Genomic DNA, 26,605 nt, shown 5'->3' with positions numbered 1-26,605 from the left:
GGCCGCTGCACCATGACGCTGAACGCACTCATCTGCGGCGCCAGCCAGGGCATCGGCCTGGCGCTTTGTAAACAGCTGCTGGCACGCGATGACATGGCGCGGGTGTGGGCGGTGTCGCGCCAGGCCAGGGGCAGCGAAGCCCTGGCCGCGCTCGCCGCTGCACATGGCGAGCGCCTGGTGCGCATCGATTGCGACGCCCGCAACGAACAGTCCCTTGAAGCACTGGCCCGTGAGGTCGGCCGCACCTGCACGCACCTTGATCTGGTGATAAGCACCTTGGGTATTCTGCAGCGCGACGGTGCCAAGGCGGAAAAGGCCCTGGCCCAACTCGACCTGGCTGGCCTGCAGGCCAGCTTCGCGACCAACGCGTTCGCGCCGGTGCTGCTGCTCAAGCACCTGCTGGCGCTGCTGCGCAATCAGCCCTGCACCTTTGCCGCGCTGTCGGCCAGGGTCGGGTCCATCGGCGACAATCGCCTGGGCGGCTGGTACAGCTACCGCGCCAGCAAGGCCGCGTTGAACCAGTTGCTGCATACGGCAAGCATCGAACTCAAACGCATCAACCCAGCTTCCACGGTGCTGGTGCTGCACCCCGGCACTACCGATACGCAGCTTTCCCAACCGTTTCAGGCCAATGTGCCCGCCGAACAATTGTTTGAACCTGCGTTCGCGGCGCAGTGCATCCTGGAGCAGATTGGCCGGCTTGGGCCGGCGGACAGTGGCAGCTTCTGGGCGTGGGACGGTCAGCCGATCACCTGGTGAGGTCGCCAAGGTTGACGACAGGGACGGGTGCATGGCTCGGGTGTTCTGGCGCTCGATCCAGACAGCGCTGAAAAACCCGCCCCATGCACCTGACCGCGCACCGCTCAATCCGCGAAGTTGATCACCATCCGACCCTTGATCTTACCTTCCAGCATCTCTTCGAAAATGTCGTTGATGTCTTCGATCGGCCGCAGCGTGACCTTCGGCACCACCTTGCCTTGCGCGGCAAATTCAAAGGCTTCAGCCAGGTCCTGGCGGGTACCGACCAGTGACCCGACCACTTCGATGCCATCGAGCACCAACCGCGGAATATCCAGGCTCATGGCCTCCGGCGGCAGCCCGACAGCCACCAGCCGGCCACCGGCACGCAGCGCATCGACTGCAGAGTTGAACGCGCTTTTCGACACCGCAGTCACCACGGCCGCATGCGCGCCACCGGTTTGCGCCTGGATGACTTTGGCTACATCCTCACTGCGCGCATTGACCACCAGGTCGGCGCCCATTTCACGGGCGAACGCCAGTTGCTCATCATTCACATCGATCGCGATGACCCGGGCGTTGAAGACATTCTTCGCATACTGCAGGGCCAGGTTGCCCAGCCCACCGAGGCCGTAAACCGCAATCCACTGCCCGGGGCGGATGTTGGACGATTTCACCGCTTTGTAGGTGGTCACACCGGCGCAGGTGATGCTGCTGGCGGCAGCCGAGTCGAGCCCCTCGGGCACCTTTACCGCGTAGTCGGCCACCACGATGCACGCCTCTGCCATGCCGCCGTCGACGGTATAGCCCGAGTTCTTCACCTCACGGCACAGCGTTTCGTTACCGCTGTTGCAGTACTCGCAGTGCCCACAGCCCTGGAAGAACCACGCCACGCTGGCCCGGTCGCCCGGCTTGAGCGAAGTGACGCCCGGCCCTACCTCCACCACCACGCCAATCCCTTCGTGGCCGAGGATCACACCGGTCTTGTCACCGAAATCGCCATTCTTGACGTGCAGGTCGGTGTGGCACACGCCACAGCACTGCATCTTCAGCAACGCTTCACCGTGCGCAAGCGGGCGCAGGGTTTTTTCCACCACGTCCACACGGCGCCCTTTTGCAACAACTGCAGCTTTCATGAATGCCTCCTTGATTACTTGAGTGAGCTTGAGTTGAAGGGTTCAGCATAGTGGTGGTTTGGCCGCAGGACTTGCTGCAGGTCAGGGTCTGTGACGGTAGGTGCCCGGGTTTGCTAGGATTCGAGCCTAGCCTGCTGACAAGGCGCCCCTGCACCATCACCAGGAAGCCCGCCATGCCCTACCCCATCGAACAGAAACTCGTCGTCGGCGTCGCCTCCAGTGCACTGTTCGACCTGACCGTCTCGGACGATATCTACCAGACAGATGGCGTGGAAGCCTACCGCCTGCACCAGGAAGCCAACCTCGACGTACCCTTCCCCAAAGGCGTGGCATTCCCCTTCATCCGCCGCTTCCTGAGCATCAACAAGGCCTTCCCCGAGCAGTTGCCGGTAGAAGTGGTGCTGCTGTCGCGCAACTCACCCGAAACCGGCCTGCGGGTGTTCCGCTCCATCGCCCATTACGGCCTGGACATCACCCGTGCCGCATTCATGTCCGGCCGCTCGCCCTACGAATACATCCCCGCCTTCAACGCCTCGCTGTTTCTCAGCGCCCACGAAGGTGACGTGCAGCGTGCCATCGACGCCGACTACCCCGCCGGCCTGGTGCTGCCGAGCAAGATCTATGATGACGAGATCGACACCGAATTGCGGGTGGCCTTCGACTTCGATGGGGTGATTGCCGATGACGAAGCGGAGAGCGTGTACAAAGAGCGCCAGGACCTGAATGAATTCCAGGCCCATGAACATGCGCACAAGGCCATTCCGCACCAGCCGGGGCCGTTGGCGGACCTGTATCGCAAGCTTTCGCTGATTCGCACGCTCGAAGATCAGAAGCTGGTGCAGGACCCGGCATACAAACGCATCCTGCGTATCGCCATCGTCACCGCGCGCAATGCCCCGTCACATGAACGGGTGGTGACGACCTTGAAGGACTGGGGTGTTTCACCGGATGAATCGTTCTTTCTTGGGGGAATGGAGAAGAGCCGCGTGCTGTCGATTCTCAAACCACACATGTTCTTCGATGACCAGCGCAGCCATCTGATGTCGGCGGCAGGGGATTTGCCGATGGTGCATGTGCCGTTTGGGGTAGCCAACAAAACGCTAGAGCGGCGCCCGAGCGAGGTGGTCAACACGACCACGGCACGCTTGAAGATGGGTTGAAAGCGCCGCTTCAGCCACTTCAATCGAACGCCCCGTTCACCACCTCATAAATGATCCCCGTGGCGACAGCTACCAGGATCAGGTCAACCCCGGCCTGCATCCACTCGTATCCGTCGTAATGCGGCAACTGCCCAAGCAGCCGGCCATCGAGCTTCTTGGCGATACCAGGCGGCAGCGGCTTGCCGCGCGCCAGGTTTTTCTGGATGCCCGGCGGCAATGCGGGGCCCGGGCTCCAATAGCTGCGGTGGCCACCCAGAATGCCCAGCACATCCCCCCGGTCGATCGACGGCCCGCCATGCCAGTCATCGCTACCCGAGCCACCCTTTTTGCCGCCAGCATTGCCTTGCCCTTGGGCATGCGGGGCCTGCCCCTTGCCTTGCCCATGCCCCTTATCGTTGCCATTACCGTTGCCTTTGCCGTTACCCGGGTCGGCGAGCGCAGCGCCCGACGCCGCGAGCAATGCCACTGACGTTACAGCGGCAATCAGAGCTTTCAACTTGGTCATGAGAGCATCCTTTGCGGTGAAGTGGTTTGTTGAAATGTAGACGACATTGCAATCATCGATAGCAGGCCAGCGCGCCTGGGAAGCTCAGCACATGGCGCCTACAACGTGGTAGGCATGCCGCGCCGGTCCAGCTCGAACACCTTGGTGCGCTGCAGGCAATCGCGCAACCACAGGGCAGCCCTGCCCGGCCGGCGCTGCTGATGCCACAGCAGGTCGACGCCGACCAACCAGTCGGTGTGCGGATAGGCCTGCAGCTGCAACTCGATCAGTTCACCGGCATCCAGCTCCCGCTGCACCAGCTGCCGTGGCAGGGTCGCCCAACCCAGGCCACCGCGCACCATTTCCACCAGCGCCAGGTAGCTCTCGGCCTGCCAAAGCTGCACGGTACGCAGGTATTCGCTGCTGGGCAGCTTTTGCGCGTGGGCGAAGAAGGCCAGGCGGCGGTGGGCGTGCAGGTCGGCGAAGGTGCAGGTTTGCAGTTGCGCCAGCGGGTGGGTGGCGTGGCAGACATGAGCCATGATCAGTTTGCCCAGCTGCTGGAAGGCCAATGCAGGCGGGTAGCCCGGCTGGGAAAAAGCGATGCCAAGGTCTGCCTCACCCTTAAGCACCATTTCGCTGACATCGCCGTGCACCGGGTGGCGAATCAGCAAGTCGACGAAGGGGAACGCCTGATCGAACGCTTTGAACACCGGGATCAGTGACCCATACGGCACCTCGATGGCGAGCGTGAGCGCAGGCTCGGCCTGCTGCGCCAGGTTGTCGGCGCTGCCCTCCAGGGCATAGCAACGCTCAAGGATGCCCTCGGCCCGCAGCAGCAGTTTATGCCCGGCGGCGGTCAATGCCGGAATGCGGCTGCTGCGGTCGAACAACTCCACGCCCAGGTCGGTTTCCAGGTTGCTGATTGCAGCGCTGACGGTGGACTGGGTACGCCCCAGGCGCCGCGCCGCTGCCGAAAACGAGCCCGCCTGTACTGCGGCGACGAACACCTGCAATTGCTCCAGCGAAAAGCGCATCCCAACCCCCTGCCCTGCCACATGATCCATCGATGCTAACGATGGTTATTCATTTGTTCCATCGTTCATTTCGCCGGATCATCGGCCTCGACCACGCTTGCAGCTGCCCTGTTCGAACCCTGCGCTGCGTGTCACTCCAGGCGCCGAAAACAACGAAAAGAGCCGCACCTTCAGGAGATTCACGCCATGAGCCCAAGCAAGGTCCACGCTGTAGACGAAGTATTACCGCTGCGGCAACTGTTCACCTTTGGCCTGCAGCACGTGCTGGTGATGTATGCCGGCGCGGTCGCGGTGCCGCTCATCCTCGGTAGCGCACTGGGCCTTACCCAGGCGCAGATCGTGACGCTGATCAACGCCAACCTGTTCACCTCGGGCATCGCCACACTGATCCAGACCCTAGGTTTCTGGCGCTTCGGGGCGCGCCTGCCGTTGATCCAGGGCTGCTCGTTCATCGCGCTGGCACCGATGATCATGATCGGCAAGCAGTTCGGCCTGCAGGAGGTGTTTGGCGCCGTGATTGCCGCCGGCGCCATCACCATCGGCCTCGCGCCGCTGTTCAGCCGGCTGCTGCGCTTTTTCCCACCGGTGGTGATCGGCAGCCTGATCACCATCATCGGTATCTCGCTGATGCCCGCAGCGGCCATCTGGCTGGGTGGCGGCGACCCGGGGGCGCCGGACTTCGGCAACCCCGCCAACCTGCTGCTGGGCATGGCGACGGTCGCCATCACGCTGCTGGTGTATGCGCGCTTTTCGGGCTTTATCGGCAACCTCAGCGTGCTGATCGGCCTGCTGTGCGGCAGCCTGCTGGCCGCAGCCTTTGGCATGACGCACTTCGGCAAGGTCAGCGAAGCCGCCTGGTTCGAGCTGAGCCCACCCATGGCCTTCGGTGCGCCGCAGTTCTCCACTACGCCAATCCTCATCATGGTGCTGGCGATGCTGGTGATCATGGCCGAGACCACGGGCAACTGCCTGGCCATCGGCAAACTGGTCGGCAAGCCCACAGATACCAGCACACTAGGCAACGCTTTCCGGGCAGACGGCCTGTCGACGATGCTCGGCGGGCTGTTCAACAGTTTCCCGTACAACGCCTTCACCCAGAACACCGGGCTGATCGCGCTTTCCAACGTCAAGAGCCGCTTCGTGGTCGCCGCTGCCGGCGCAATCATGGTGCTGATGGGGCTGTTTCCTAAACTGGGCGCGCTGATCGCCGCCGTGCCCACGCCGGTGCTGGGCGGGTGCGCCATCGTCATGTTCGGCATGACCACGGTGGCCGGTATCCAGGCGCTCTCACGCGTGCCTTTCGAAGGTACCCGCAACGGCATCATCGTCGCCGTTTCGATCAGCATCGGCGTGTTGCCAATGTCGTTCCCGGCGCTTTTCCATCACCTGAGCGGCCCGCTCAAGCTGGTGCTGGAGAGCGGCATTTTCCTCGGCGCGATCACGGCGATCACGCTCAACCTGCTGCTCAATGACGACAAGACCACAGACCCGGACCGCGCCGATGCCAGCGTGGCCAAGTGAGCCCTTTTACCCCTGCCTATCCCCAGGAGCATCCATGACCACTCTCTACACGCCAGCTGCCACCGACCTGTCCGCCCTCGACCTGGACCTGCTACGCCAGTCGATGCGCCTGGCAGAGCAGTCCAAAGCACGCGGTCGCCACCCCTTCGCGGCCATCGTCGCCGATGCCGAAGGCCGGGTGATCGCCAGCGCTGGCAACAACTCCATGCCGCCCGAAGGCGACCCCACCCAACACGCCGAACTGGTCGCTGCGGCCCTGGCAGCCAAGGCCCTGCCGCCCGAAGCACTGGCCAACTGCACGCTCTACACCAGCGCCGAACCCTGCTGCATGTGCGCCGGTGCCGTGTACTGGACCGGTATTGGCCGGGTGGTGTATGCGCTGTCGGAACATACGCTGCTCGGGCTGACCGGGGACCACCCGGAAAATCCGACGTTTTCCTTGCCGTGCCGTGAGGTGTTCGCCCGGGGCCAACGTGATGTGATCGTGCACGGCCCATTGTTGGAGGACGAAGCAGCTGCTGCGCACAAGGGGTTCTGGAAATGAACGCAGGCACACACTTAGCTCAAGAATCGCCAGGCAGGTTCACCGAACTGCCTGGCGCCTTGATCGCCTGCGGGCCGGCTTACTGCGGTTGCCGGTTACGTTTGGCCAACAATGCCCGTGCCGCCACAGCAGCCACCACCAAGCCTGGTGAAGCCGCCAGCAGCACCCCACCCACCCCCGTCCCGGCTGCCAGGATCTGCCCCGCCGCCAACGGCCCGGCCATCGAACCCAAGCGCCCGATGGCAACCGAAGCCCCCACCCCAGTGGCCCGTACCTGAGTCGAATACAGGGTCGGTGCCAGTGCGTACAGCACCAGTTGGCCGCCGATGGCGCAGTAGCCGGCAATGAACCCGGCCACGAGCATGAAGGCAAAGCTGGTCGACAGGCCAAGCCCCGCCAGCGCCGCCAGCATGCCGATGTACGCAATGAACACTGCGCGGCGGGCGTGGCCCTTGTCCATCATCCGCCCGGTCAGGAACGAGCCCGCCGCACCGCCGAGGTTGAACAGGATCTGCACCGTGCCTGCCTGTGGGCGGCTGAAACCTTGCCCGATCAACAACGACGGCAACCAGTTGAGCAGCATGTACAACACGGTCAGGGTAAAGAAGCACGCCACCCACAGCAGCAGGGTGCGGCTTGCATGCCCCGGCCCGAACAGCTGGGCCAGCATGCCTTGGCCGGCAACCTTCTCACCGGTTTGAGCACGAAACGCCTGGGACTCTTTCAGCCATACCACCAGCACCAGGGCGATGACGATCGGTGCGATACCACCCACGTAGAACACCACACGCCAGTCTTCGCCCAACGGCGCCATGCCGATGATCGAAGCGATGGCGCCGCCCAGGGGCACGCCACAATACGTGATGCTCACGGCGGTGCTGCGCAGCCGCTCGGGCGCCGCTTCACTGGCCAGGGCGATCAGGATGGGCAACGCGGCGCCCAGGCCCAAGCCGGTCATCAGCCGTGCAACCAGCAGCGAGGCGTAGCTGTCGGCCAGGGCGGTACCGAGCGAGAAGCCGCCGAACAACAGCACCGCCACGATGAGGATGTTCTTGCGGCCCAGCCGGTCGGCAAGCCAACCGCCGATGAATGCACCGGGCAGCAACCCCAGCAGCCCTGCACTGAACACCCAGCCAAGCATCGCCGGCGTCAGCGCGAACGCCTTGGCCATGTGCGGTGCGGCGATGCCGGTAGCCTGAAGGTCGAGGCCTTCGAGCAATGCCACGAGAAAACACAGGCCGATGGTAAGCACCGGCTTGCTTGAAGAAGGGGATGAATCACGCATGGGTAAGCCCTTTTGTTGTTATGCGTTGGGTTAGGATCAAAGCCTGAACGTGGCACGTAACGAGATGAACGAAGAATCTTCCCCTCCGGCGTCCTTGATGGCGGAACTGACGTCGTAGTACTTCAGGTCGACGTCCAGGGTCAGGTTGGGTGTTGCCAGCCAACGGGTGTTGGCACGGTAGATGGTGCCCACATGGCGCCCGGTGCCACGGGTATTGGCCAACATACTCATGCCGGGCATGTACACACCGTCTTCTGCACGCTGCTTCCACACTTCGAAGACGCCCGGTTCGAAGCGCAAGGTACGCCAAGGTGAAAAGCCGAACGTCGGCCCCACCACGATGATGTTGCTCAAGGTGGTCAGGCTGGCCTCACCATAAACGCCGTTGCGCGGGAACAGCGGGTCGAAGGTGTTGACCTTGCCATCGCCCAGCTCGCGGTCACCGCTGGCGGCGTCGATGCGCATGCCCAGCCGGGGCTGCCAGGCGTGCGCGAAGGTGTAGCCGGTATCGCTGGACAGCGCCCAGGCACGAATCGAGGCATTGCCCAGGTGCCCGGTCTGCCCGGCCAGGTTCCAGCTCCAGTCCAGCGCCTGCTGGCGGCCAAACACCCGCGTGCCAAAGGTATAGCGTTGCTCGTCGCCCGCTTCACCGGCCAGGCTGCGGTCATCGGTTTCAAGGCCGAAGGCGAACAGGTCGATGTTCCAGGCCGCCGTCAGCGGCAAGGTGCCATACAGGCCATAGAACTTGACTGCATTGTTGCTGCCATCGTCCCAGCTGTCCTCGCCGGTCTTGAGCGGCCGAAACGCGAAGGCGTCGAGCTTGCGGCCGTCCTTGAGGTTGAGGCTGGCGCGCACGCCGTCGAAGCTCAGGCGGATGTTGGGCGAGTCCCGGTAGGTGACCCAAGCCTGGTCGCCAAGCCCCATCTCCTGGCGGCCGATGCGGGTGGTGTAACGCCCCTGGGCAAAATCATGGTTGAAATCGACGAAGGCCTGGCGCACTTCATTGCGGCTTTCATCATTTGGGGAGTACAGGTCCTTGTCGAACGCCCGGGTGTTCTCCACCTGGACGAAGGTGCGCACAGCATCATCGAACAGATGCAGGTCGGCGTGCGCCTGCAAGCGCTGCATCAAATAGGAGTCGTCGTTCAACCCGCGCAAGCCGAAAAAAGGCTTGTTGAATACATCGGCCCGGTAACGGGCTTCGGCCCCCAGCTGCAGCCAGGCCGACTCGGACAAGCGATGGTAGCGCACCCCATCGAACGGGTCGCTGGCCTTGGCCGGGGTATCCAGGAACCGATAGTCCTCGACCCAGCGAGGCGCGCCGGGCCGGCCTGGCCGGCTCTGTTCAAGTGGACTGGCCGCCTGCACGCATTGGCCTATCGAAAGCAGTACAACGGGCACCCACCACCGGTTCAACGGCCTGGTCATCAGAATTTCCCTTTACTTGTTTTTATGAAATTGGATAACTCTGTTAACGATTATTTTTGTTAACCATCTTGCCGTCAATAGGGTGATTGAAACTACCTGATATCAGGCAGATCCAGCGTTCGTTTATCGAACGTTTTTTTCACAGGCGCCTGCGCAGCCGTAGAAATGGCCGTTACCATGGACGTTGCGGGCTCTCTACCTTGCGGGCACGCCGCCACGACTCTAATCAAAACAAAAAGAGCATCCTCATGAACTGCCTCAAACCTCTTGCTGCTCTCGGCTTGCTCATGCTCGGCGCAAGCCAGGCCCTGGCCTCGCCAACCGTTAAACAACCAAACATTCTGCTGATTGTTGCTGACGACCTCGGTTTCTCGGACCTGTCGGCACTGGGCAGCGAAATCCAGACGCCCAACCTGGACAAACTGCTGAACGACGGCCGCCTGATGCTGGACTTCCATGCCGCGCCAAGCTGCTCCCCTACCCGCGCCATGCTGATGTCTGGCAACGACCCGCACCTGGCCGGGCTGGGCATGATGGCCGAAGCACGCAAACGCTTGCCGGCCGGCGCTCAGGTGCGCGCCGGTTACGAAGGGGTCCTGGGCAGCAATGTCGCCACCCTGGCAGAACTGCTGCACGATGCTGGCTATCGCACCTACATCTCCGGCAAATGGCACCTGGGCATGCAGCCCGCGCAGCAGCCCCAGAACCGTGGTTTCGACCAGGCCTACGTGCTGCTCGAAGGGGGCGCTGCGCATTTCAAGCAGGCCAACATGGCGCTGCAGCCCAACTACAGCTCGACCTTCCGCCACAATGGCGAGCCCATCGAACTGCCCGACGACTTTTACTCCACGACCTGGTTCACCGACCGCCTCATCGCCGCCATCGACGACGGCAAGGCCAGCAACAAACCCTTCTTTGCCTTTGCCGCCTACACCGCGCCGCACTGGCCCTTGCAGGCGCCGGATGAATACCTGGCGCAATACCGCGGCCGCTACGACCAAGGCTATGAGGTAATTGCCCGCGAGCGCCTGGCGCGTCAGCGCAAGGCCGGGCTGGTGCCAGCGGACTTCCCGCTGGAGCCGCAACTGGAGGGCGTACCGGGCTGGGCATCGCTGACAAAACAGCAGCAACAGCAATCAGCGCGCACCATGGAGGTCTACGCGGCCATGGTGGCGGCCCTGGATGCCGAGGTCGGGCGCCTGGTCGACCACCTGCGCAAAACCGGTGAACTGGACAACACGCTGGTGCTGTTCATGTCCGACAACGGGCCGGAAAATGCCACCCGCGTCGACCCCAACTGGATCAAGGAAAACTTCGATACCCGCCTGGCCAACTACGGGCGGCGTGATTCGTTCCTGATGATCGGCTCGGCCTGGGCCCAGGTCAGCGCCCTGCCCAGCCGCCGCTACAAGATGACCACCTACCAGGGCGGCATCCGCGTGCCCGCCTTCGTTTACCACCCGGCCACCATCAAGGCCGGGCGCAGCGATGAACTGGCCAGTGTCAGGGACATCATGCCGACGCTGCTGCAACTGGCCGGCGCGCCGATGCCCGGCATCAACTACCGCGACCGCGCCATCGTTCCGCCGCAGGGCACCTCGGCGCTGGACTACCTGCAAGGCAAGGACACCCGGATCCACGCCCATGACGAGGCCCTGGGCTGGGAAATCAACGGCAGCGCCTCGTTGCGCAAAGGGCCGATGAAACTGCTGTGGGATGCCACCGATGGCACCCCGGCCTGGCACCTGTACGACCTGAGCAACGACCCTGGCGAGCACCATGACATCGCAGCCGCACACCCCCAGCAGGTGAGCGACCTGCTGCGCGACTGGAAGGCCTATGCCCAACGCAGCAATATCGCCATCGACGCTGACGGGCGCCCGGCAAGCCCCGCCATGCCCCTGGCCAGCAAGCCATGATTGCGCGGGTAGCCGGTTGCGCGTTGGTCGCCGCCGGCTTACTCGCCGTGGCCTACGGCGCCTGGCCACAAGCCCCGGCGCCGGTACTGCTGTGCGAGGGCTACAGCGGCTTGCCCGCCAGGCACGATGGCATGGTGCGCTTGCCGGGTGGCGTGTTCACCTTCGGTTCAGACCGTTTCTATGATGAAGAAGGCCCGCCACACGCGGCAAAGGTGTCGGGCTTCTGGGTCGACCGGCACCCGGTCACCAACGCCCAGTTCGCCCGGTTCGTGGCAGTTACCGGTTACCTTACACAGGCTGAACGGGGCATCAGCGCCGAGGTGGACCCCACCCTGCCCGACACGCTGCGCGTGCCGGGCGCAATGGTGTTCCAGCAGGGGCCGAAGGTGCTCAACCCGGGCTGGCAGTTTGTGCCAGGGGCCAGCTGGCGACACCCGCAGGGCCCTGGCAGTGACCTGGCAGGGCTTGAAAACCACCCGGTGGTGCAAGTGACACTGGAAGATGCACAAGCCTACGCGCGCTGGGCTGGCCGTGCCCTGCCCAGCGAAGCGCAACTGGAATACGCCATGCGTGGCGGGCTGGAAGATGCCGACTTCAGTTGGGGCAAGACTGAGCTGCCCAAGGGCAAGCTGATGGCCAACACCTGGCAGGGCCAGTTCCCCTACAACAACACGGCCGCTGACGGCTTCACCGGTACCTCACCGGTGGGCTGCTTCCCGGCCAACCGGTTCGGCGTGTTCGATGCGGGGGGCAATGTCTGGGAGCTGACCCGCACCGGTTATCGCCCGGGCCACGATGCGCAACGCGACGCGGCCTTGGACCCGCCCGGCCCCGCCTTGAGCGAAAGCTACGACCCCGCCGAGCCGGGCATACCGGTGGCGGTGATCAAAGGCGGCTCGCACCTGTGCTCGGCAGACCTGTGCATGCGTTACCGGCCCTCGGCGCGCCAGCCTCAGCCGGCCTTTATCGCGACCTCGCACGTGGGGTTCAGAACGGTTCGCCAATGAACGGCAATGGGCAGGCGGCCGCCTCGACGGCTGCCACCTGCCGGTCGAAGTCTGGCAGCAGATAGTTGAAAAAGAAGGTGGCGCTTTCGTGCTTCTCGCGCCGTAGCGACGCATCGGCCGGCAACGCCTCGAGGCAGCGAACGGTGCGGGCCCAGGCAAAGGCCTGCAGTGCCGTGGCGCACAACTGCAGGAACGCCCCGGCCGCGCGGTAGGGGTATTCCGGGCCGTGCGCAGCACTACGCTCGACCTCGGCAACCACCCCTTGCAACCGGTCGCAGACCATACCGAGCGCCTCGGCAGCGCCGCCCTGGCCGGCCCCGGCCTCGGCACGCAGCTCGCCCAGCAGCAGCGCAAAGCCTTCACCACTATCGCCCAGCACTTTGCGCAACAACAGGTCGTTGGCCTGAATTTCGTTGGTGCCTTCGTAGATCATCGCAATCCGGCTGTCGCGCAGCACCTGCTCGATGGGGAATTCGCAGGTGTAGCCATAGCCGCCAAACACCTGCAGCGCTTTGCTCGACAGGCTGAAACCATAGTCGGTGAACGCCGCCTTGATGATCGGCGTCAGCAACGCCGCCAGTGTCGACGCTTTGGCACGCTGGGCAGGGTCACTAGAGGCGTCGGCCACATCCAGCCAGTGCGCCGTCCAGTATCCCAGGCTGCGCATGCCTTCGGTGCGCACCCGCAACTCCAGTAGCGTAAGGCGCATGGCGGGGTGCAGGTGGATGGGGTCGGCAGCGGCGCCCGGCGAATGCCCGGGGGCGCGCATCTGGCGACGCTCCAGTGCGTAGTCACGGGCCAGTTGCCAAGCCGCTTCGGCGTGCCCCAACCCTTGCAGGCCGACGTGCAACCTGGCGGAATTCATCATCACGAACATGGCCGCCAGGCCACCGTGCGCCTGCCCCACCAGCCAGCCCTTGGCCCCCTCGAAGCGCAGCGCACAGGTGGCGCTGCCGCGAATGCCCAGTTTGTGCTCAAGGCCATCGCACTGCACCCCGTTGCCCACACCGCCCTCCAACCCGTTGGGCACCAGCAGCAATGACAGCCCACGGCTGCCTGCCGGTGCATCGGGCAAACGCGCCAGCACCAGGTGCAGGATGTCGCGGGTCAGGTCGTGGTCGCCCCCGGAAATGAACAGCTTGTTGCCGGTGACCGCGTAGCTGCCGTCGCCCAGCGGTTCGGCACGACAGCGCAGCAAGGCAAGGTCACTGCCGGCCTGCGGCTCGGTCAGGCACATGGTGGGCAGGCTTGCGCCGCTGACAATGCCGGGCAGGTAACGCGCCTGCAATTGGTCGCTGCCATGGGCCTTAAGGCACAGGTAGGCGCCATGGGCGATGCCGGTGTACATGGCCCAGCCATGGTTGCTGGCAAAGAGCATCTCCTGAACCGCCGCATCCAGCACCAACGGCAAGCCCTGGCCGCCGAACCGGGGCTCGCAGGCCAGCGCCGGCCAGCCGCCGTCCACGTAAGCCCGATAGGCCGCCGCAAAGCCGTCCGGTGTGCGCACCCTGCCCTGCTCCAGGTGGCAGCCCTGGCGGTCGCCCAGTGCATTCAACGGCGCCAGTGCCTGTTCGCTGAAGCGGGCGGCCTCCTGCAGCACCTGCAGGGCCAGTTCGAGATCGACGTCGGCGTAGGCCGGCAACTGCTGCCAGGCCTGCTCGGCCCTCAGCCAATGCTCCAGCACGAATTGCATGTCCTGCAGGGGAGCCTTCCAAGCCATGGGAGTCCTCGGATTCAAGCCGCGAAGTGGGGGTTTTCGATCAGCACCGCCATGCCTTGGCCGCCGCCGATGCAGGCCGCAGCGATGCCATAACGCAGGTTGCCCTGGCGCAACTGACGGGCCAGGGTGTGCACCAGGCGCAGGCCGGTGGCAGCCAAGGGGTGGCCCAGGGCGATGGCACCGCCATGCACGTTGAGTTTTTCCACATCCAGTTGCAGCGCTTGGGCCACTGCCAGTACCTGGGCGGCTTGCGCTTCGTTGATTTCGAAGCGGTCGATCTGCTCCAGGCGCAGGCCACTGCGTTCGAGCAGCAAGGCAATGGCCGGGGCCGGCCCAATGCCCATGGTGCTGGGGGGCACGCCCACGGCCGTGGCCATCAGCAAGCGTGCCAACGGTGGCTGGGTGCACGCGGAAAAACGCGTCACCAACGCCGCCGCCGCGCCATCGACCACTGCACAACTGTTGCCGGCGGTTTGCACGCCACCGGCGTGCACCGCACGCAGGCGGGCCAGCGCTGTGGCATCGGTCGGCCGCGGGTGGCTGTCGTGGCTGACGTGGGCCACGCCGCGTGGCAGTTCGATGCCACGTGGCAGGCAGCCTTCGGCGCTGAAAGCCTCTGCCGTGACCTCGACGATTTCCTCGTCGAACCAGCCCTGCTGCTGGGCTTGCAGCGCACGCTGATGGCTGCGCAGCGCCCAGGCATCCACCGCCTCTCGGCTCAGGCCATGCGCGCGGGCCAGGTTTTCTGCGGTACCGATCATGTCCACCCCGGCAGCCGGGTCGTACAACGCCTCCCAGAGAAAATCCTTGAACCCTACCGGCGCGCCAAGGCGAAAGCCGCCACGGTGTTCATACGCCGCGATCGGGTTGCGCGACATCGACTCGGCGCCAACGCACAGCACCTGCTGCACACCACTGCGCAACTGCTCCCCGGCCTGGCGCAGCAGCTCGAGGCCGGTGCCGCAGATGCGCTGCACTGCCAGCGCGGGCACGGCTTGCGGCACCCCGCAGTACAGCCCGACATGGCGCGGCAGCAGGTACGCATCGAAACTGGCCTGGGCCATGCTGCCGGCCAGCACGCTGTCCACCGCCTGCGGGCTGATGCCGGCGCGCGCCAGCACCGCCCGCCCGGCCTTGATGCCCAGGTCGATCGGTGAAACCGCGGCGAGCGCACCGCCGAGGTCGACCCACGGCGTGCGCACCATCTGCACGATGGCCACATCGTCGAACGCGGTGCACAGCCCGGCGCTGCTCACGGGCGCGCCTGCGCGGGCAGCACGGTTGGGTCTTCGCCACGGTACAGCGCCTCTACCTTGTCAGCCCGGCGCTGCAACACCGCACGCTGGTTGATCGAGCCTTTGTCGGTGATCTCCCCGGCGTCGATCGATGGCGGCTCTACCAGCAGTGACAACCATTCGATCCGGCTGGCGTTGCCCTGGGCATCACGGTTCAGGCGCTCCAGCCAAGCGGCGAACCAGCTGCGCACCGCGCCGCTGCCGAGCACTTCGGCATCGCTGGCCGCAGCCGGTAGCCCGGCCAGTTGCCGGCATTCGGGCAGACGCGGGAACACCAGGATGCCCAGGCATTCGCGGTCCGGCGCAGCCACCACGATGTCCTGCACATAGGGTGAGCCTTCGAGCACCGCACGGTTACGCAGCGGCCCGACACTGACGAACACCCCCGACGACAACTTGAAGTCTTCGGCAATACGCCCATCGAACATCAGGCCCTGTTCGGGCTGCTGCGCATCGGCGAGCTTCAAGGCATCGCCCGAGCAGTAAAAGCCCTCGTCATCGAACGCCTCGGCCGTTTGCTGCGGCGAACGCCAGTAGCCGGGCATGATGTGCGGGCCGCGAAAGCGCGCCTCCAGCTTGCCGTCCAGCGGCACCAGCTTCACTTCGCACCCCGGTGCCGGCAAGCCCACGTAGCCTGCCAGAGACAATGGCCCGGTGGTGAACGTGCAGGATGGCGCCGCTTCGGTCATGCCAAGGCCAGCCATCATGCGGATACGCTCGCCACAGTGCTGCTCGGCAATGCGGTCCAGGCGGTCCCACACGCTTTGTGAAAGCCCGGCGGCGGCGAAGAAGAACAGCTTCATGCGGGCAAAGAACACTTCACGCAACTGCGCGTCCTGCTCCAGTGCCTTGACCAGTTCTTCCCAGCCCTTGGGCACGGTCAGGTAGGCGGTGGGAGAAATCTCGCGCAGGTTGCGCAAGGTTTCGCCGAAGCCTTGCGGGGTGGGCTTGCCGGCGTCCAGGTAGAAGCTGCCGCCGTTGTACAGCACGATGCCCAAATTGTGGCTGCCGCCGAAGGTGTGGTTCCACGGCAGCCAGTCCACCAGCACCGGCGGCTCTTCTGCGAACACCGGGAAGGTCTGCAACAGCATCTGCTGGTTGGCGCACAGCATGCGTTGGGTGGTGACGACCGCCTTGGGCAGCTTGGTGGAGCCGGAGGTGAAGAGGAACTTGGCGATGGTGTCGGGCCCGGTGGCGGCAAACGCCGCATCGGCTGGCGCAAGGTCGCCCGGCTGCAGCAGGCTGTCGAAGCTCAGGTGCCGGCGGCCGGCGGCCTGGCCGCGCACGCTCACCACCGCCACCGATGGGTCCAGCACGGCGTCGAAGGCACGCTGGAACGGCTGGGTGTCGGTGGCGAACACCAACCCCGGCGTCAGTACCTCGCACACATGCCGCAGCTTGGCAAAGTCCTGGGACAGTAGCGCGTAGGCCGGCGACACCGGGCAATACGGGATGCCGGCGTACATGGCGCCCAAGGCGATCTGCAGGTGCTCGATATCGTTGCCGGAAAAAAGCGCCAGCGGCCGCTCGGCGCTCAGGCCAAAGCCCAGCAGGTTGGCGGCGATGGTACGTACCTGCACGAGCATCTGCGCGTAGGTGATTGTGCGCCAGGCACCGTCGGGCTGACGCGCGGCAATGAAGGTGGTGTCCGGGCGCTGTGCGGCCCAGTGCAGCAGCCGGTCAAGCAGGCGCGCCGGCAGCGGCGCCAGGGGCTCGACGGCCTGCATGCGCAGGATGCCGTCGGCCTCGCTGAACTGCACCTGGGGATGCCCGATGGACACCTGCCGGTAGCGCGGGCTTTGACCAGGGGCGGTCGCCCCTGTGCGGGCTTGGTTATTCACGCAGGTTGCTCCTTGTTATTGTTGTACAGCCTGCCGCCGCCCGGCGGTGCGGGCGGCGGCCGATGGTGCGCGTTGCCTAGATGGGGTAATGCCTGGGGCCATGCTGGAGGGTGACCCAGCGCAGCTGGGTGAATTGATCGATGGCGGTGCGGCTGCCGAAGCTGCCGTAGCCGCTGGCCTTGACCCCACCGAAGGGCATCTGCGCCTCGTCATGCACGGTCGGGCCGTTGATGTGGCAGATACCCGACTCTACACGCTGGGCCAAGGCCAGCGCACGGCTGGTGTCGCGGCTGAAGATGGCCGACGACAAGCCGAACTCGGAGTCGTTGGCCAGCTTCAGCAAGGCTTCATCGCCCTCGGCGCGCAGCACCACTGCCACCGGCCCGAAGGACTCTTCGTGGTACAGGCGCATGCTTGCGTCGACGTTGTCCAACAGGGTGGGCTGCAAAATGCTGCCGTCCAGCTGGCCGCCGCACACCAGGCGTGCACCCTTGGCCACGGCATCGTCGATCAGCGCCTTGATGCGCTCGCCGGCCGCACCGCTGACCAGCGAACCGAGCACCGACGTGCTGGCCTGTGGGTCACCTGCGCGCAGCCCGCCGACCTTGGCCGCCAGCTTGTCGACGAAGGTGTCGGCGATGCAGTTGTCGACCACCAGGCGCTCGGTGGACATGCAGATCTGGCCCTGGTTGAAGTAGGCCCCAAACGCTGCGGCTTCGACGGCGGCGTCCAGGTCGGCGTCATCGAGCACCAGCAGCGGCGCCTTGCCGCCCAGTTCGAGCAAGGCAGGTTTCAGGTGCCGTGCAGCCAGCTCGCCGACAATGCGCCCCACCTGGGTGGAGCCGGTGAAATTGACGCGGCGCACCGCAGGGTTGGCGATCAGCCGCTCGACGATGGCGGGCGCATCGGCCGGGTCATTGCTGATCACATTGACCACGCCTTCGCCCAAGCCTGCATCGTGGAGCACCTGGCCGATCAGCCTGTGCACCGCCGGGCTGACCTCGGAGGCCTTGAGCACTACGGTGTTACCACAGGCCAGCGGCATGGCGATGGCCCGCGTGGCGAGGATCACCGGGGCGTTCCACGGTGCGATGCCCAGCACCACACCGCAAGGGGCGCGCAGGGCCATGGCAAAGCTGCCGGGCACATCCGAGGGGATGACCTCACCGGTAATCTGCGTAGTCATGGCCGCAGCTTCGCGCAACATGTTGGCGGCCAGCTTCACGTTGAAGCCATACCAGTTGGCCATGGCCCCGGTTTCGCCGGCCGCGGCGATGAACTCGGCAGCGCGCGCCTGCAGCAGGTCGGCGCCGGCCAGCAAGCGGCTGCGCCGCTCACCGGGCGCCAGCGCGGCCCAGGCCGGGAACGCTGCGCTGGCGGCGGCCACCGCGGCATCGGCATCGGCCAGCGTGGCGGCAGCGACTTGCGACACCACCTCACCGGTGACCGGGTTGCAGCGCTGGAAGGTTCGTCCATCGCTGGCGGGGCGCGACTGCCCGCCAATCAGCAAAGGCACCTGCAACATGCTCATCCCTCTTGTTGTGGTTGTAGAGAAATATCCGCAGGCTGTGGCCAGTGGCGGCACAGCCCGCCCCGGCCCTCAGCGTTTGTAAGCCTGCAGGCCCGGCTTGATGGACTTGTCGTCGAGGAACTGCTTCATGCCCTGCTCGCGACCGCCCTCGGTGTCCAGCAGGCGGGACTGGTCGAGTTTGGCGTAGAGGTAGTCTTCGTTCTGCTCCCAGGTCAGTTCGCGGCAACGCTTGAAGCCGTTCTTGGCTGCACGCAGCACCACCGGGTTCTTCTCCAGCAGGTTCAGCGCCAGCTCGCGGGTCGTCTCGCGCAGCTGGGCCAGCGGTACGCTCTCGTTGACCAGGCCCATCTCGGCGGCTTTGGCACCGCCGAAGGTCTTGCCAGTCATGATGTAGTACAGCGACTGGCGATGGCCAACGGTATCGGCCATCGCCTTGCTGACCAGGTTGCCGGGCGGGATGCCCCAGTTGATTTCCGACAGGCCGAAGGTGGCCTCGTCGGCGCAGATGGCCAGGTCGCAGGCCACCAGTGGGCTGAAACCGCCGCCGAAGCACCAGCCGTTGACCATGGCGATGGTCGGCTTGGCGTACATGCGCAGCAGCTTCCATTGCCATTGCGAGGCTTCACGGCGGATTTTTTCCTGAAGGATTTCGGGGCCGGCGTCGACCTCGCGGAAGTATTCCTTCAGGTCCATGCCTGCAGTCCACGACTCACCGGCCCCGGTCAGCACCAGCACGCCGGCGTCGGCGTCCTGCTCCAGGGTTTCCAGCACGTCGACCATTTCCCGGTTCAGGGTGGGGCTCATGGCATTGCGTTTTTCCGGGCGGTTGAGGGTTACCCAGGCGATGCCCGACTCCAGTTCGACCTTCACGGTGGTCCAGCGGCCTTCGTATTTGCTCATGGTTCTGCACTCTTGTTGTTCGAGGTGGTGACCATCAAACTAATCCGGCAAATTAGTTATGTCAATTAACTATTATGAAAATTATCTTTGCCTTCCAGCCGGTTGAGAAGCTTTTTAGCCTGAGCTTCACTAGCCGGATTGAGCCAGCGCAGGCAAACTGGGTAACTTTCTTACTCATGACACAGGAGCATGCAATCCGATGGCAAGGTCTGCCCGAACCGACGACACCGCTTCCCTGCCCACGCCCCCTGGCGACACGGTCCTTGAGGACCTGCTCGGTTACGCGTTGCGCCGCGCCCAGCTGAAGCTGTTCCAGCACCTGATCAGCCGGCTGGCGGCCTACGACCTGCGCCCGGCGCAGTTCTCTGCGCTGGCGATCATCGAGCAGAACCCGGGCCTGATGCAGGCGGACCTGGCGCGCGCCTTGGCGATCGAGCCGCCGCAGGTGGTGCCGCTGCTGAACAAACTGGAAGAGCGTGCGCTGGCCGTGCGAGTGCGGTGCAAGCCGGACAAGCGCTCTTACGGGATTTTCTTGAGCAAGTCGGGCGAAGCGATGCTCAAGGAGCTCAAACAGATCGCCAGCGACAGCGATCGGGAGGCTACTGGCAGCCTTGAAGAAGCCGAGCGCACAGAACTGCTGCGGCTGCTGACGAAAATTTACAAGGAATAGGGCCATTCATCCCCAATCCGCCAAATGGATCCATTAAGCGTACGATAATCGCACAGCCTCCAATTTTTGTTGGGATTAACCATTGACCAGCCTTTCAGCTCAGGCCTTAATGGATCCATTAAATAACAACAACAATTGGAGGTCCTTCATGTACCCGAAAAACACCTGGTACGTCGCCTGCACCCCTGACGAAATCGCCGAGAAGCCCTTGGGCCGGCAGATTTGCGGGGAGAAGATCGTGTTCTACCGTGGTAACGAAAACCGCGTCGCCGCCGTAGAAGACTTTTGCCCGCACCGCGGCGCGCCCTTGTCGCTGGGCTTTGTCGAAAACGGCAACCTGGTGTGCGGCTACCACGGGCTGGTCATGGGCTGTGATGGCAAAGCCGTCGCCATGCCTGGCCAACGGGTGCGGGGCTTCCCCTGCAACAAGGCCTTCGCCGTGGTCGAGCGCCATGGCTTCATCTGGGTCTGGCCCGGTGACCAAACCCAGGCTGACCCGGCCCTGATCCCGCACCTGCCGTGGGCGGCCAGCGACGAATGGGCCTATGGCGGCGGGTTGTTCCACATCGGTTGCGATTACCGCCTGATGATCGACAACCTCATGGACCTCACCCATGAAACCTATGTGCACGCCTCCAGCATCGGCCAGAAGGAAATCGACGAGGCGCCCCCGGCCACCACGGTGAGCGGCGACGAAGTGGTCACCGCCCGGCACATGGAAAACATCATGCCGCCGCCCTTCTGGCGCATGGCCCTGCGCGGCAACGGCCTGGCCGATGACGTGCCGGTGGACCGCTGGCAGATCTGCCGCTTCACCCCGCCCAGCCATGTACTGATCGAGGTGGGCGTGGCCCATGCAGGCCACGGCGGCTACCACGCCCCGGCCGAGCACAAGGCCTCGAGCATCGTGGTCGATTTCATCACCCCCGAGAGCGACACCTCGATCTGGTACTTCTGGGGCATGGCGCGCAATTTTGCCGCCCACGATCAGGCCCTGACCGCGAGCATCCGCGAAGGCCAGGGCAAGATTTTCAGCGAAGACCTGGAAATGCTCGAACGCCAGCAGCAGAACCTGCTCGCCTACCCCGAGCGCAACCTGCTCAAGCTCAACATCGACGCCGGCGGCGTACAGGCGCGCAAGGTGCTGGAGCGGCTGATCGCCAAAGAGCACGCGCCCAAACCGCACGTGATCGCCACCCACACCACCCCCGCCTGAGGAGCCCGCGCCATGATCGATGCCGTAGTGGTATCCCGCAACGACGAAGCCCAGGGCATCTGCAGCTTCGAGCTGGCGGCCGCCGATGGCAGCCCACTGCCGCCCTTCAGCGCCGGCGCGCACATCGATGTGCACCTGCCGGACGGGCTGGTGCGCCAGTATTCCCTGTGCAACCACCCAGCAGAACGCCACCGCTACCTGATCGGCGTGCTCAACGACCCCGCCTCACGCGGCGGTTCGCGCAGCCTTCACGAGCAGGTGCAGGCTGGCCACCGCCTGCGCATCAGCGCCCCACGCAACCTGTTCCCGCTGGCCCAGGGCGCCCGGCGCAGCCTGCTGTTCGCCGGTGGCATCGGCATAACGCCCCTGCTGTGCATGGCGGAGCAACTGGCCTGCAACGGCGACGATTTCGAATTGCACTACTGTGCACGCTCCAGCGACCGCGCAGCCTTTGTCGAGCGCCTGAGCGCCGCACCCTTCGCTGACCGCCTGTTCGTACATTTTGACGAGCAGCCGGAGACCGCCCTGGACATCGCCCAAGTGCTGGGCAGCCCGCAGGGCGATGTGCACCTTTACGTGTGCGGGCCTGGCGGCTTCATGCAGCACGTGCTGGACACTGCCAAGCAGTTGGGGTGGCAGCAGGCCAACCTGCACCGCGAGTACTTCGCCGCAGCGCCGGTTGCAAACAGCGACGACGGCAGCTTCTCGGTGCAGGTAGGCAGCACCGGCCAAGTGTTCGAGGTGCCGGCCGACCAGAGCGTGGTGCAGGTGCTGGAACGCCACGGCATCGAGATCGCCGTCTCCTGTGAACAGGGTATTTGCGGCACCTGCCTGACGCGTGTGCTGCAGGGCACGCCAGAGCACCGCGACCTGTTCCTCACGGAACAGGAACAGGCCCTGAACGATCAGTTCACGCCGTGCTGTTCGCGGGCGAAGACGCCCCTGCTGGTACTGGACCTGTAAAACGCCTCAGGACGGGGGCAGGATCACCTTCATGCCCTCGTCCGCCGTGGCCGCGCCAAAGGTTTCGGCATAGCGCAACGTGGCATTGGCATGTTCGCGCATGATCGCCTCGGCGCGGGCACCCTGGCCGTGGGTGAGCGCATCGAACACCGCATGGTGCTGCATGTGCGCGAAGTTGAAGCGCCGGAATTCACGGGCGAGGTCGTGACGGTCCACCGCCAGCGCAGTGACCGAAGCGAACGGCAAGTGGTCGTTGCGCGCCAGGGCATCGGCGATGGCCGGGTTGTGGCTGGCCTCGACGATCACCTGGTGAAAGCGCATGTTCAGGTCGTGATAGGCGTGCAAGTCCTCTTCGGTCACATACCCCTTGTCGAACAACAGGTCGCCTTCGACCAGGCAGCGCTGCAGCGCCTCGCGCGCCGCGGGCAGCAGGCCGCGCTCAGCGGCCTGGCGGGCAGCCAGGCCTTCGAGCACACCGCGCACCTCCACCGCACCGGCAATGTCGTCGGCGCTGACCGAACGCACCTGGAAGCCACGGCCGCCGCAACGCACCAGCAGGCCCTCCTGCTCCAGGGTACGAAACGCCATGCGTACGGGCATGCGTGAGACGCCGAACCGTTCGGCGGTAGGCACTTCCATCAGCCGCGCGCCAGCCGCCAGTTCGCCCGAGGCGATCATCTTGCGCAACGCGATCAGCACCATTTGACCGGGCTTGCTCATCCAGGGAGGTTCCAGAGACAGAAGCGCCAATCATAGCGCAAGCGCGGGCGCGCTTGGCGGCCTGTGACACCTGCCCTGTTCAGGCTACGATGGTACTTCGTCCTTCGGAGCCCAGCAGCGCCATGCCCAGAACGAGCAAAGTCAGCGACCCGTCCTACGAGTTGATGGACGATCACGAGGGCGACTCTCTGATCTACCGCCAGCATGGCTTTCCCAGCCCGCTGGTGCGCTGGCATTTCCACAAGGAATACGAACTGCACCTGATCGTGGCCAGCGCCGGCAAAGTGTTCATCGGCGACTACATCGGCAGCTTCGCGCCGAACACGCTTTTCCTCACAGGGCCCAACCTGCCGCACAACTGGATCAGCCAGGCCGGCCCTGGGGAGGTATTCAGCCAGCGCGACATGCTGGTCAATTTCACGGACGAGGTGCTGCACAGCGGCAGCCGGGCATTTTCTGAACTGCACCAACTCAGCCCGTTGCTGGCCCGCGCACACTACGGCATCGAGTTCCGTGACCCCACGCTGATCGCCGAGAGCCGCCAATTGTTGCAACGCATCGCGCACAGCCGCGGCATGACCCGCCTTGGATACTTTTTTATCCTCATGGAACAGCTGGCCGGCTGCGAGGACTACCAGTTGTTGTCCACAGTCACCTCCTCGCATTTGGCTGACGAGCACAACGTCGAGCGCATCAACCGGGCGGTGAACTACATCTTCCAGCACTACGCCCAGGACTTGACCCAGAACGAAGTGGCCGAGCACCTGGGCATGACCCCCACCTACTTCTCACGCTTCTTCAAACAGGCGGCCGGGCGCGGTTTTGTCGAGTTCGTCAACCGCCTGCGGGTCAGCAAGGCCTGCGAACTGCTGGCCAAAAGCGACCTGCCGGTGACCGGGGTGTGCTTCGAATCAGGCTTCAGCAACCTGTCCAATTTCAACCGGCGCTTTCAACAGCTCAAAGGCATGACCCCCTCCGACTATCGCAGCCTGGTGATCCAGCGGCTGACCGAGCAGAACCATCACTGAGCGCAACAACTGCAAAAAAGTATCAGCCAGCGTGCAGCCCAAGCTTTGTCGGCAGCGCCACGCGGGGGTGTAATCAGCGCCAGCGACACAAAAATAATAATGTCTTCCGTGCCGTCAGCCGGCCCGGTAAGGGAGTTCATAGATGAACGACGCGATCAAGGCCTGCCTGGCCGCTGCCTGCCTCAGCCTGCCGCTAATGGCCCAGGGCGCCGAAACGCTGACCATCGCCACGGTCAACAACAACGACATGATCCGCATGCAGCGCCTGGCCAAGGTGTTCGAAGAGCAGCACCCGGACATCAGGCTCAAGTGGGTCGTGCTTGAAGAGAACGTGCTGCGCCAGCGCCTGACTACCGACATCGCCACCCAGGGCGGGCAGTTCGACGTACTGACCATCGGCATGTACGAAGCCGCACTGTGGGGCGCCAAAGGCTGGCTGGAGCCGATGAAGGACCTGCCGGCCGATTACAACCTCGACGACGTGTTCCCGTCTGTGCGCAATGGCTTGTCGGCCAACGGCACGCTGTACGCCCTGCCCTTCTACGCCGAGGCCTCGATCACCTACTACCGCAAGGACCTGTTCCAGAACGCTGGGCTGAGCATGCCCGAGCAACCGACCTGGACCCAGCTGGGTGAATTTGCCGCCAAACTCCACCACCCCGACCAGGGCCAGTACGGCATCTGCCTGCGCGGCAAGGCCGGCTGGGGCGAGAACATGGCGCTGATCGGCACCGTGGCCAATGCCTTTGGAGCACGCTGGTTCAACGAACAGTGGCAGCCGGAATTCACCGGCAGCGCGTGGAAGAACGCGCTGAACTTCTACGTCGACACCTTGAAGCAGTACGGCCCGCCAGGCGCGTCGAGCAACGGCTTCAACGAAAACCTGGCACTGTTCAACAGCGGCAAGTGCGCGATGTGGGTCGATGCCAGCGTTGCCGGCTCGTTCGTCACCGACAAGACCCAGAGCAAGGTCGCCGACCAGGTCGGCTTCACCTTTGCGCCAAAAGAGGTCACCGACAAGGGCGCCTCGTGGCTGTATTCCTGGGCGCTGGCCATCCCCAGCAGCTCCAAGGCCAAGGACGCGGCGAAGGCCTTCAGCACCTGGGCCACGTCTGAAGCCTACGGCAAACTGGTGGCCGACAAGGAAGGCGTGGCCAACGTGCCACCAGGCACCCGCGCCTCTACCTACAGCGACGCCTACCTGGCCGCAGCGCCGTTCGCCAAGGTGACGCTGGAGTCGCTCAAGCGCGTTGACCCCAACCACCCCACGCTCAAGCCCGTGCCGTACGTGGGTATTCAGTTGGTGACCATCCCCGAGTTCCAGGCCATTGGGACGCAGGTCGGCAAGCTGTTCTCCGCCGCCCTGACCGGGCAGATGAAGGTCGACCAGGTGCTTGCCGCCGCCCAGCAGTCCACCGAACGCGAGATGAAGCGCGCCGGTTATCCCAAGTAGCCCACCCGTGGCCTGAGCCGCGCCAACGCCTGGCGCGGTGACGGCCGCCGTCCGCCCTTTTCGCTGCACACGGAGTCGCCATGGACACTTCGGCCCTCGATACCCCGACCCTCGCCACCGCACGCCCCGGCAAACGCCGCGTCGGGCCGGGCTGGTTCCTGGTCAGCCCTTCGGTGGCGCTGCTGCTGTTGTGGATGGTCGTACCCTTGGGCATGACCCTGTATTTTTCGCTGATCCGCTACAACCTGCTGTACCCGGGCGAAAATGCGTACGTAGGCCTGGAGAACTTCGCGTACTTCGTCACCGACCCAGGCTTCATGCCCGGCGCCCTGAACACCCTGACCCTGGTCGGCAGCGTGCTGGCGATCAGCGTGGTGTTCGGCGTGCTCATCGCGGCGCTGCTGGAGGCCGGCGAGTTCTGGGGGCGCGGCGTGGTACGGGTGCTGCTGATTTCACCGTTCTTCATCATGCCCACGGTCAGCGCGCTGCTGTGGAAGAACCTGATATTGCACCCGGTGTCGGGCATTCTCGCGGCCGTGTGGCGGCTGTTCGGCGCGCAGCCCGTGGACTGGCTGGCGCACTACCCGCTGCTGTCGATCATCCTGATCGTCTCCTGGCAGTGGCTACCGTTCGCCATCCTGATCCTGATGACCGCCATGCAGTCGCAGGACCTGGAACAGAAAGAAGCCGCGCGCCTGGACGGCGCCGGTCCGCTGGCGATCTTCTGGCACCTGACCCTGCCGCACCTGGCCCGCCCGATTGCCGTGGTGGTGATGATCGAGACCATCTTCCTGCTGTCGGTGTTCGCCGAAATCTTCACCACCACCAGCGGCGGCCCGGGCTATGCGTCCACCAACCTCGCCTACCTGATCTACAACCAGGCGCTGCTGCAGTTCGACGTCGGCATGGCCTCGGCCGGCGGCCTGATCGCCGTGCTGATCGCCAACATCGCCGCCATCGTGCTGATACGGATGATCGGCAAGAACCTGACCGAGCGCCGCTGAGGAGCCCG

General features: G+C 64.6%; 23 protein-coding genes. 12 read left to right on the top strand and 11 right to left on the bottom strand.

Going from position 1 to position 26,605, the window contains the following annotated elements:
- Positions 1-12: 12 nt before the first annotated feature.
- Positions 13-759, top strand: coding sequence for an SDR family NAD(P)-dependent oxidoreductase (locus JOE27_RS01785; protein ID WP_115275189.1), 747 nt, complete (start codon positions 13-15; stop codon positions 757-759).
- A 104-nt stretch (positions 760-863) separates the two neighbouring features.
- Here JOE27_RS01785 and adhP read toward each other — a convergent pair whose 3' ends face one another.
- On the bottom strand, positions 864-1,874 hold the full coding sequence (gene adhP, locus JOE27_RS01780; RefSeq protein WP_204917682.1) for an alcohol dehydrogenase AdhP: 1,011 nt from the start codon (positions 1,872-1,874) through the stop codon (positions 864-866).
- Between the two features lie 173 nt (positions 1,875-2,047).
- On the opposite strand from adhP, the gene JOE27_RS01775 reads away from it, so the two are divergent.
- Positions 2,048-3,034: a 5'-nucleotidase gene (locus JOE27_RS01775; protein ID WP_046785633.1), complete on the top strand. Its 987-nt coding sequence runs from the start codon at positions 2,048-2,050 to the stop codon at positions 3,032-3,034.
- 19 nt (positions 3,035-3,053) lie between these two features.
- On the opposite strand, the gene JOE27_RS01770 is transcribed toward JOE27_RS01775, so the two are convergent.
- Positions 3,054-3,539, bottom strand: coding sequence for an anti-virulence regulator CigR family protein (locus JOE27_RS01770; protein WP_174141740.1), 486 nt, complete (start codon positions 3,537-3,539; stop codon positions 3,054-3,056).
- Between the two features lie 98 nt (positions 3,540-3,637).
- Complete coding sequence (locus tag JOE27_RS01765; RefSeq protein WP_204917679.1) at positions 3,638-4,552, bottom strand: LysR family transcriptional regulator; 915 nt, start codon at positions 4,550-4,552, stop codon at positions 3,638-3,640.
- A gap of 186 nt (positions 4,553-4,738) precedes the next feature.
- Here JOE27_RS01765 and JOE27_RS01760 point away from each other — a divergent pair, with 186 nt between their 5' ends.
- Both JOE27_RS01760 and JOE27_RS01755 read left to right on the top strand, forming a co-directional pair.
- On the top strand, positions 4,739-6,073 hold the full coding sequence (locus JOE27_RS01760; protein ID WP_119688733.1) for a nucleobase:cation symporter-2 family protein: 1,335 nt from the start codon (positions 4,739-4,741) through the stop codon (positions 6,071-6,073).
- A gap of 34 nt (positions 6,074-6,107) precedes the next feature.
- A complete protein-coding gene (locus JOE27_RS01755; protein WP_119688732.1) occupies positions 6,108-6,617 on the top strand; it encodes a nucleoside deaminase in 510 nt (169 codons plus the stop codon).
- A 79-nt stretch (positions 6,618-6,696) separates the two neighbouring features.
- Here the strand turns inward: JOE27_RS01755 and mhpT are convergent, their stop codons facing one another.
- Together mhpT and JOE27_RS01745 are read right to left on the bottom strand one after the other, a co-directional pair.
- Positions 6,697-7,902, bottom strand: coding sequence for a 3-(3-hydroxy-phenyl)propionate transporter MhpT (gene mhpT / locus JOE27_RS01750; protein WP_046785637.1), 1,206 nt, complete (start codon positions 7,900-7,902; stop codon positions 6,697-6,699).
- Positions 7,903-7,938: 36 nt separating this feature from the next.
- Positions 7,939-9,330 carry an alginate export family protein gene (locus tag JOE27_RS01745; protein ID WP_174141736.1) on the bottom strand — a complete coding sequence of 464 codons (1,392 nt, stop codon included), beginning with the start codon at positions 9,328-9,330 and terminating at the stop codon, positions 7,939-7,941.
- Between the two features lie 248 nt (positions 9,331-9,578).
- On the opposite strand from JOE27_RS01745, the gene JOE27_RS01740 reads away from it, so the two are divergent.
- Both JOE27_RS01740 and JOE27_RS01735 read left to right on the top strand, forming a co-directional pair.
- On the top strand, positions 9,579-11,249 hold the full coding sequence (locus tag JOE27_RS01740; RefSeq protein ID WP_174141734.1) for an arylsulfatase: 1,671 nt from the start codon (positions 9,579-9,581) through the stop codon (positions 11,247-11,249).
- Positions 11,246-12,256 (top strand): formylglycine-generating enzyme family protein, encoded by a 1,011-nt coding sequence (locus JOE27_RS01735; RefSeq protein ID WP_119688729.1) that lies wholly within the window; start codon positions 11,246-11,248, stop codon positions 12,254-12,256. Before JOE27_RS01740 ends, JOE27_RS01735 begins: the two co-directional genes overlap by 4 nt.
- Here the strand turns inward: JOE27_RS01735 and JOE27_RS01730 are convergent.
- From JOE27_RS01730 to JOE27_RS01710, 5 genes are all read right to left on the bottom strand, one after another.
- The gene (locus JOE27_RS01730; RefSeq protein ID WP_174141732.1) at positions 12,237-13,976 is read right to left on the bottom strand and encodes an acyl-CoA dehydrogenase; all 1,740 of its coding nucleotides are present in this window, start codon (positions 13,974-13,976) and stop codon (positions 12,237-12,239) included. The genes JOE27_RS01735 and JOE27_RS01730 overlap by 20 nt on opposite strands.
- A gap of 14 nt (positions 13,977-13,990) precedes the next feature.
- A complete protein-coding gene (locus JOE27_RS01725) occupies positions 13,991-15,232 on the bottom strand; it encodes a thiolase family protein (RefSeq protein ID WP_204917677.1) in 1,242 nt (413 codons plus the stop codon).
- Positions 15,229-17,112, bottom strand: coding sequence for a feruloyl-CoA synthase (locus JOE27_RS01720; RefSeq protein ID WP_119688726.1), 1,884 nt, complete (start codon positions 17,110-17,112; stop codon positions 15,229-15,231). Before JOE27_RS01720 ends, JOE27_RS01725 begins: the two co-directional genes overlap by 4 nt.
- 76 nt (positions 17,113-17,188) lie before the next feature.
- Positions 17,189-18,637: an aldehyde dehydrogenase gene (locus JOE27_RS01715; protein WP_204917675.1), complete on the bottom strand. Its 1,449-nt coding sequence runs from the start codon at positions 18,635-18,637 to the stop codon at positions 17,189-17,191.
- A 75-nt stretch (positions 18,638-18,712) separates the two neighbouring features.
- Complete coding sequence (locus JOE27_RS01710) at positions 18,713-19,543, bottom strand: p-hydroxycinnamoyl CoA hydratase/lyase (RefSeq protein WP_046785643.1); 831 nt, start codon at positions 19,541-19,543, stop codon at positions 18,713-18,715.
- 199 nt (positions 19,544-19,742) lie between these two features.
- Between JOE27_RS01710 and JOE27_RS01705 the strand changes: the two genes are divergently transcribed.
- From JOE27_RS01705 to JOE27_RS01695, 3 genes are all read left to right on the top strand, one after another.
- Positions 19,743-20,213: a MarR family transcriptional regulator gene (locus JOE27_RS01705; protein WP_046785644.1), complete on the top strand. Its 471-nt coding sequence runs from the start codon at positions 19,743-19,745 to the stop codon at positions 20,211-20,213.
- 148 nt (positions 20,214-20,361) lie between these two features.
- Positions 20,362-21,429, top strand: coding sequence for an aromatic ring-hydroxylating dioxygenase subunit alpha (locus JOE27_RS01700; RefSeq protein ID WP_204917673.1), 1,068 nt, complete (start codon positions 20,362-20,364; stop codon positions 21,427-21,429).
- A 12-nt stretch (positions 21,430-21,441) separates the two neighbouring features.
- Positions 21,442-22,392 (top strand): PDR/VanB family oxidoreductase, encoded by a 951-nt coding sequence (locus JOE27_RS01695; RefSeq protein ID WP_204917671.1) that lies wholly within the window; start codon positions 21,442-21,444, stop codon positions 22,390-22,392.
- A gap of 6 nt (positions 22,393-22,398) precedes the next feature.
- Here JOE27_RS01695 and JOE27_RS01690 read toward each other — a convergent pair whose 3' ends face one another.
- Complete coding sequence (locus JOE27_RS01690) at positions 22,399-23,112, bottom strand: GntR family transcriptional regulator (RefSeq protein ID WP_115275204.1); 714 nt, start codon at positions 23,110-23,112, stop codon at positions 22,399-22,401.
- 122 nt (positions 23,113-23,234) lie between these two features.
- Here JOE27_RS01690 and JOE27_RS01685 point away from each other — a divergent pair, with 122 nt between their 5' ends.
- The 3 genes from JOE27_RS01685 (at position 23,235) to JOE27_RS01675 (ending at position 26,597) form a co-directional block, all read left to right on the top strand.
- Positions 23,235-24,140: an AraC family transcriptional regulator gene (locus JOE27_RS01685; protein ID WP_115275205.1), complete on the top strand. Its 906-nt coding sequence runs from the start codon at positions 23,235-23,237 to the stop codon at positions 24,138-24,140.
- Positions 24,141-24,282: 142 nt separating this feature from the next.
- A complete protein-coding gene (locus JOE27_RS01680; RefSeq protein ID WP_115275206.1) occupies positions 24,283-25,593 on the top strand; it encodes a sugar ABC transporter substrate-binding protein in 1,311 nt (436 codons plus the stop codon).
- An 80-nt stretch (positions 25,594-25,673) separates the two neighbouring features.
- A complete protein-coding gene (locus tag JOE27_RS01675; protein WP_046785650.1) occupies positions 25,674-26,597 on the top strand; it encodes a sugar ABC transporter permease in 924 nt (307 codons plus the stop codon).
- The last annotated feature ends 8 nt before the right edge of the window (positions 26,598-26,605 follow it).

Origin of the sequence: Pseudomonas sp. M5 (assembly GCF_016907075.1) — a bacterium.
GTDB lineage: Bacteria > Pseudomonadota > Gammaproteobacteria > Pseudomonadales > Pseudomonadaceae > Aquipseudomonas > Aquipseudomonas putida_E.
Note: the sequence above shows the minus strand (reverse complement) of the source record. Positions and strands in the feature narration are given on the sequence as shown.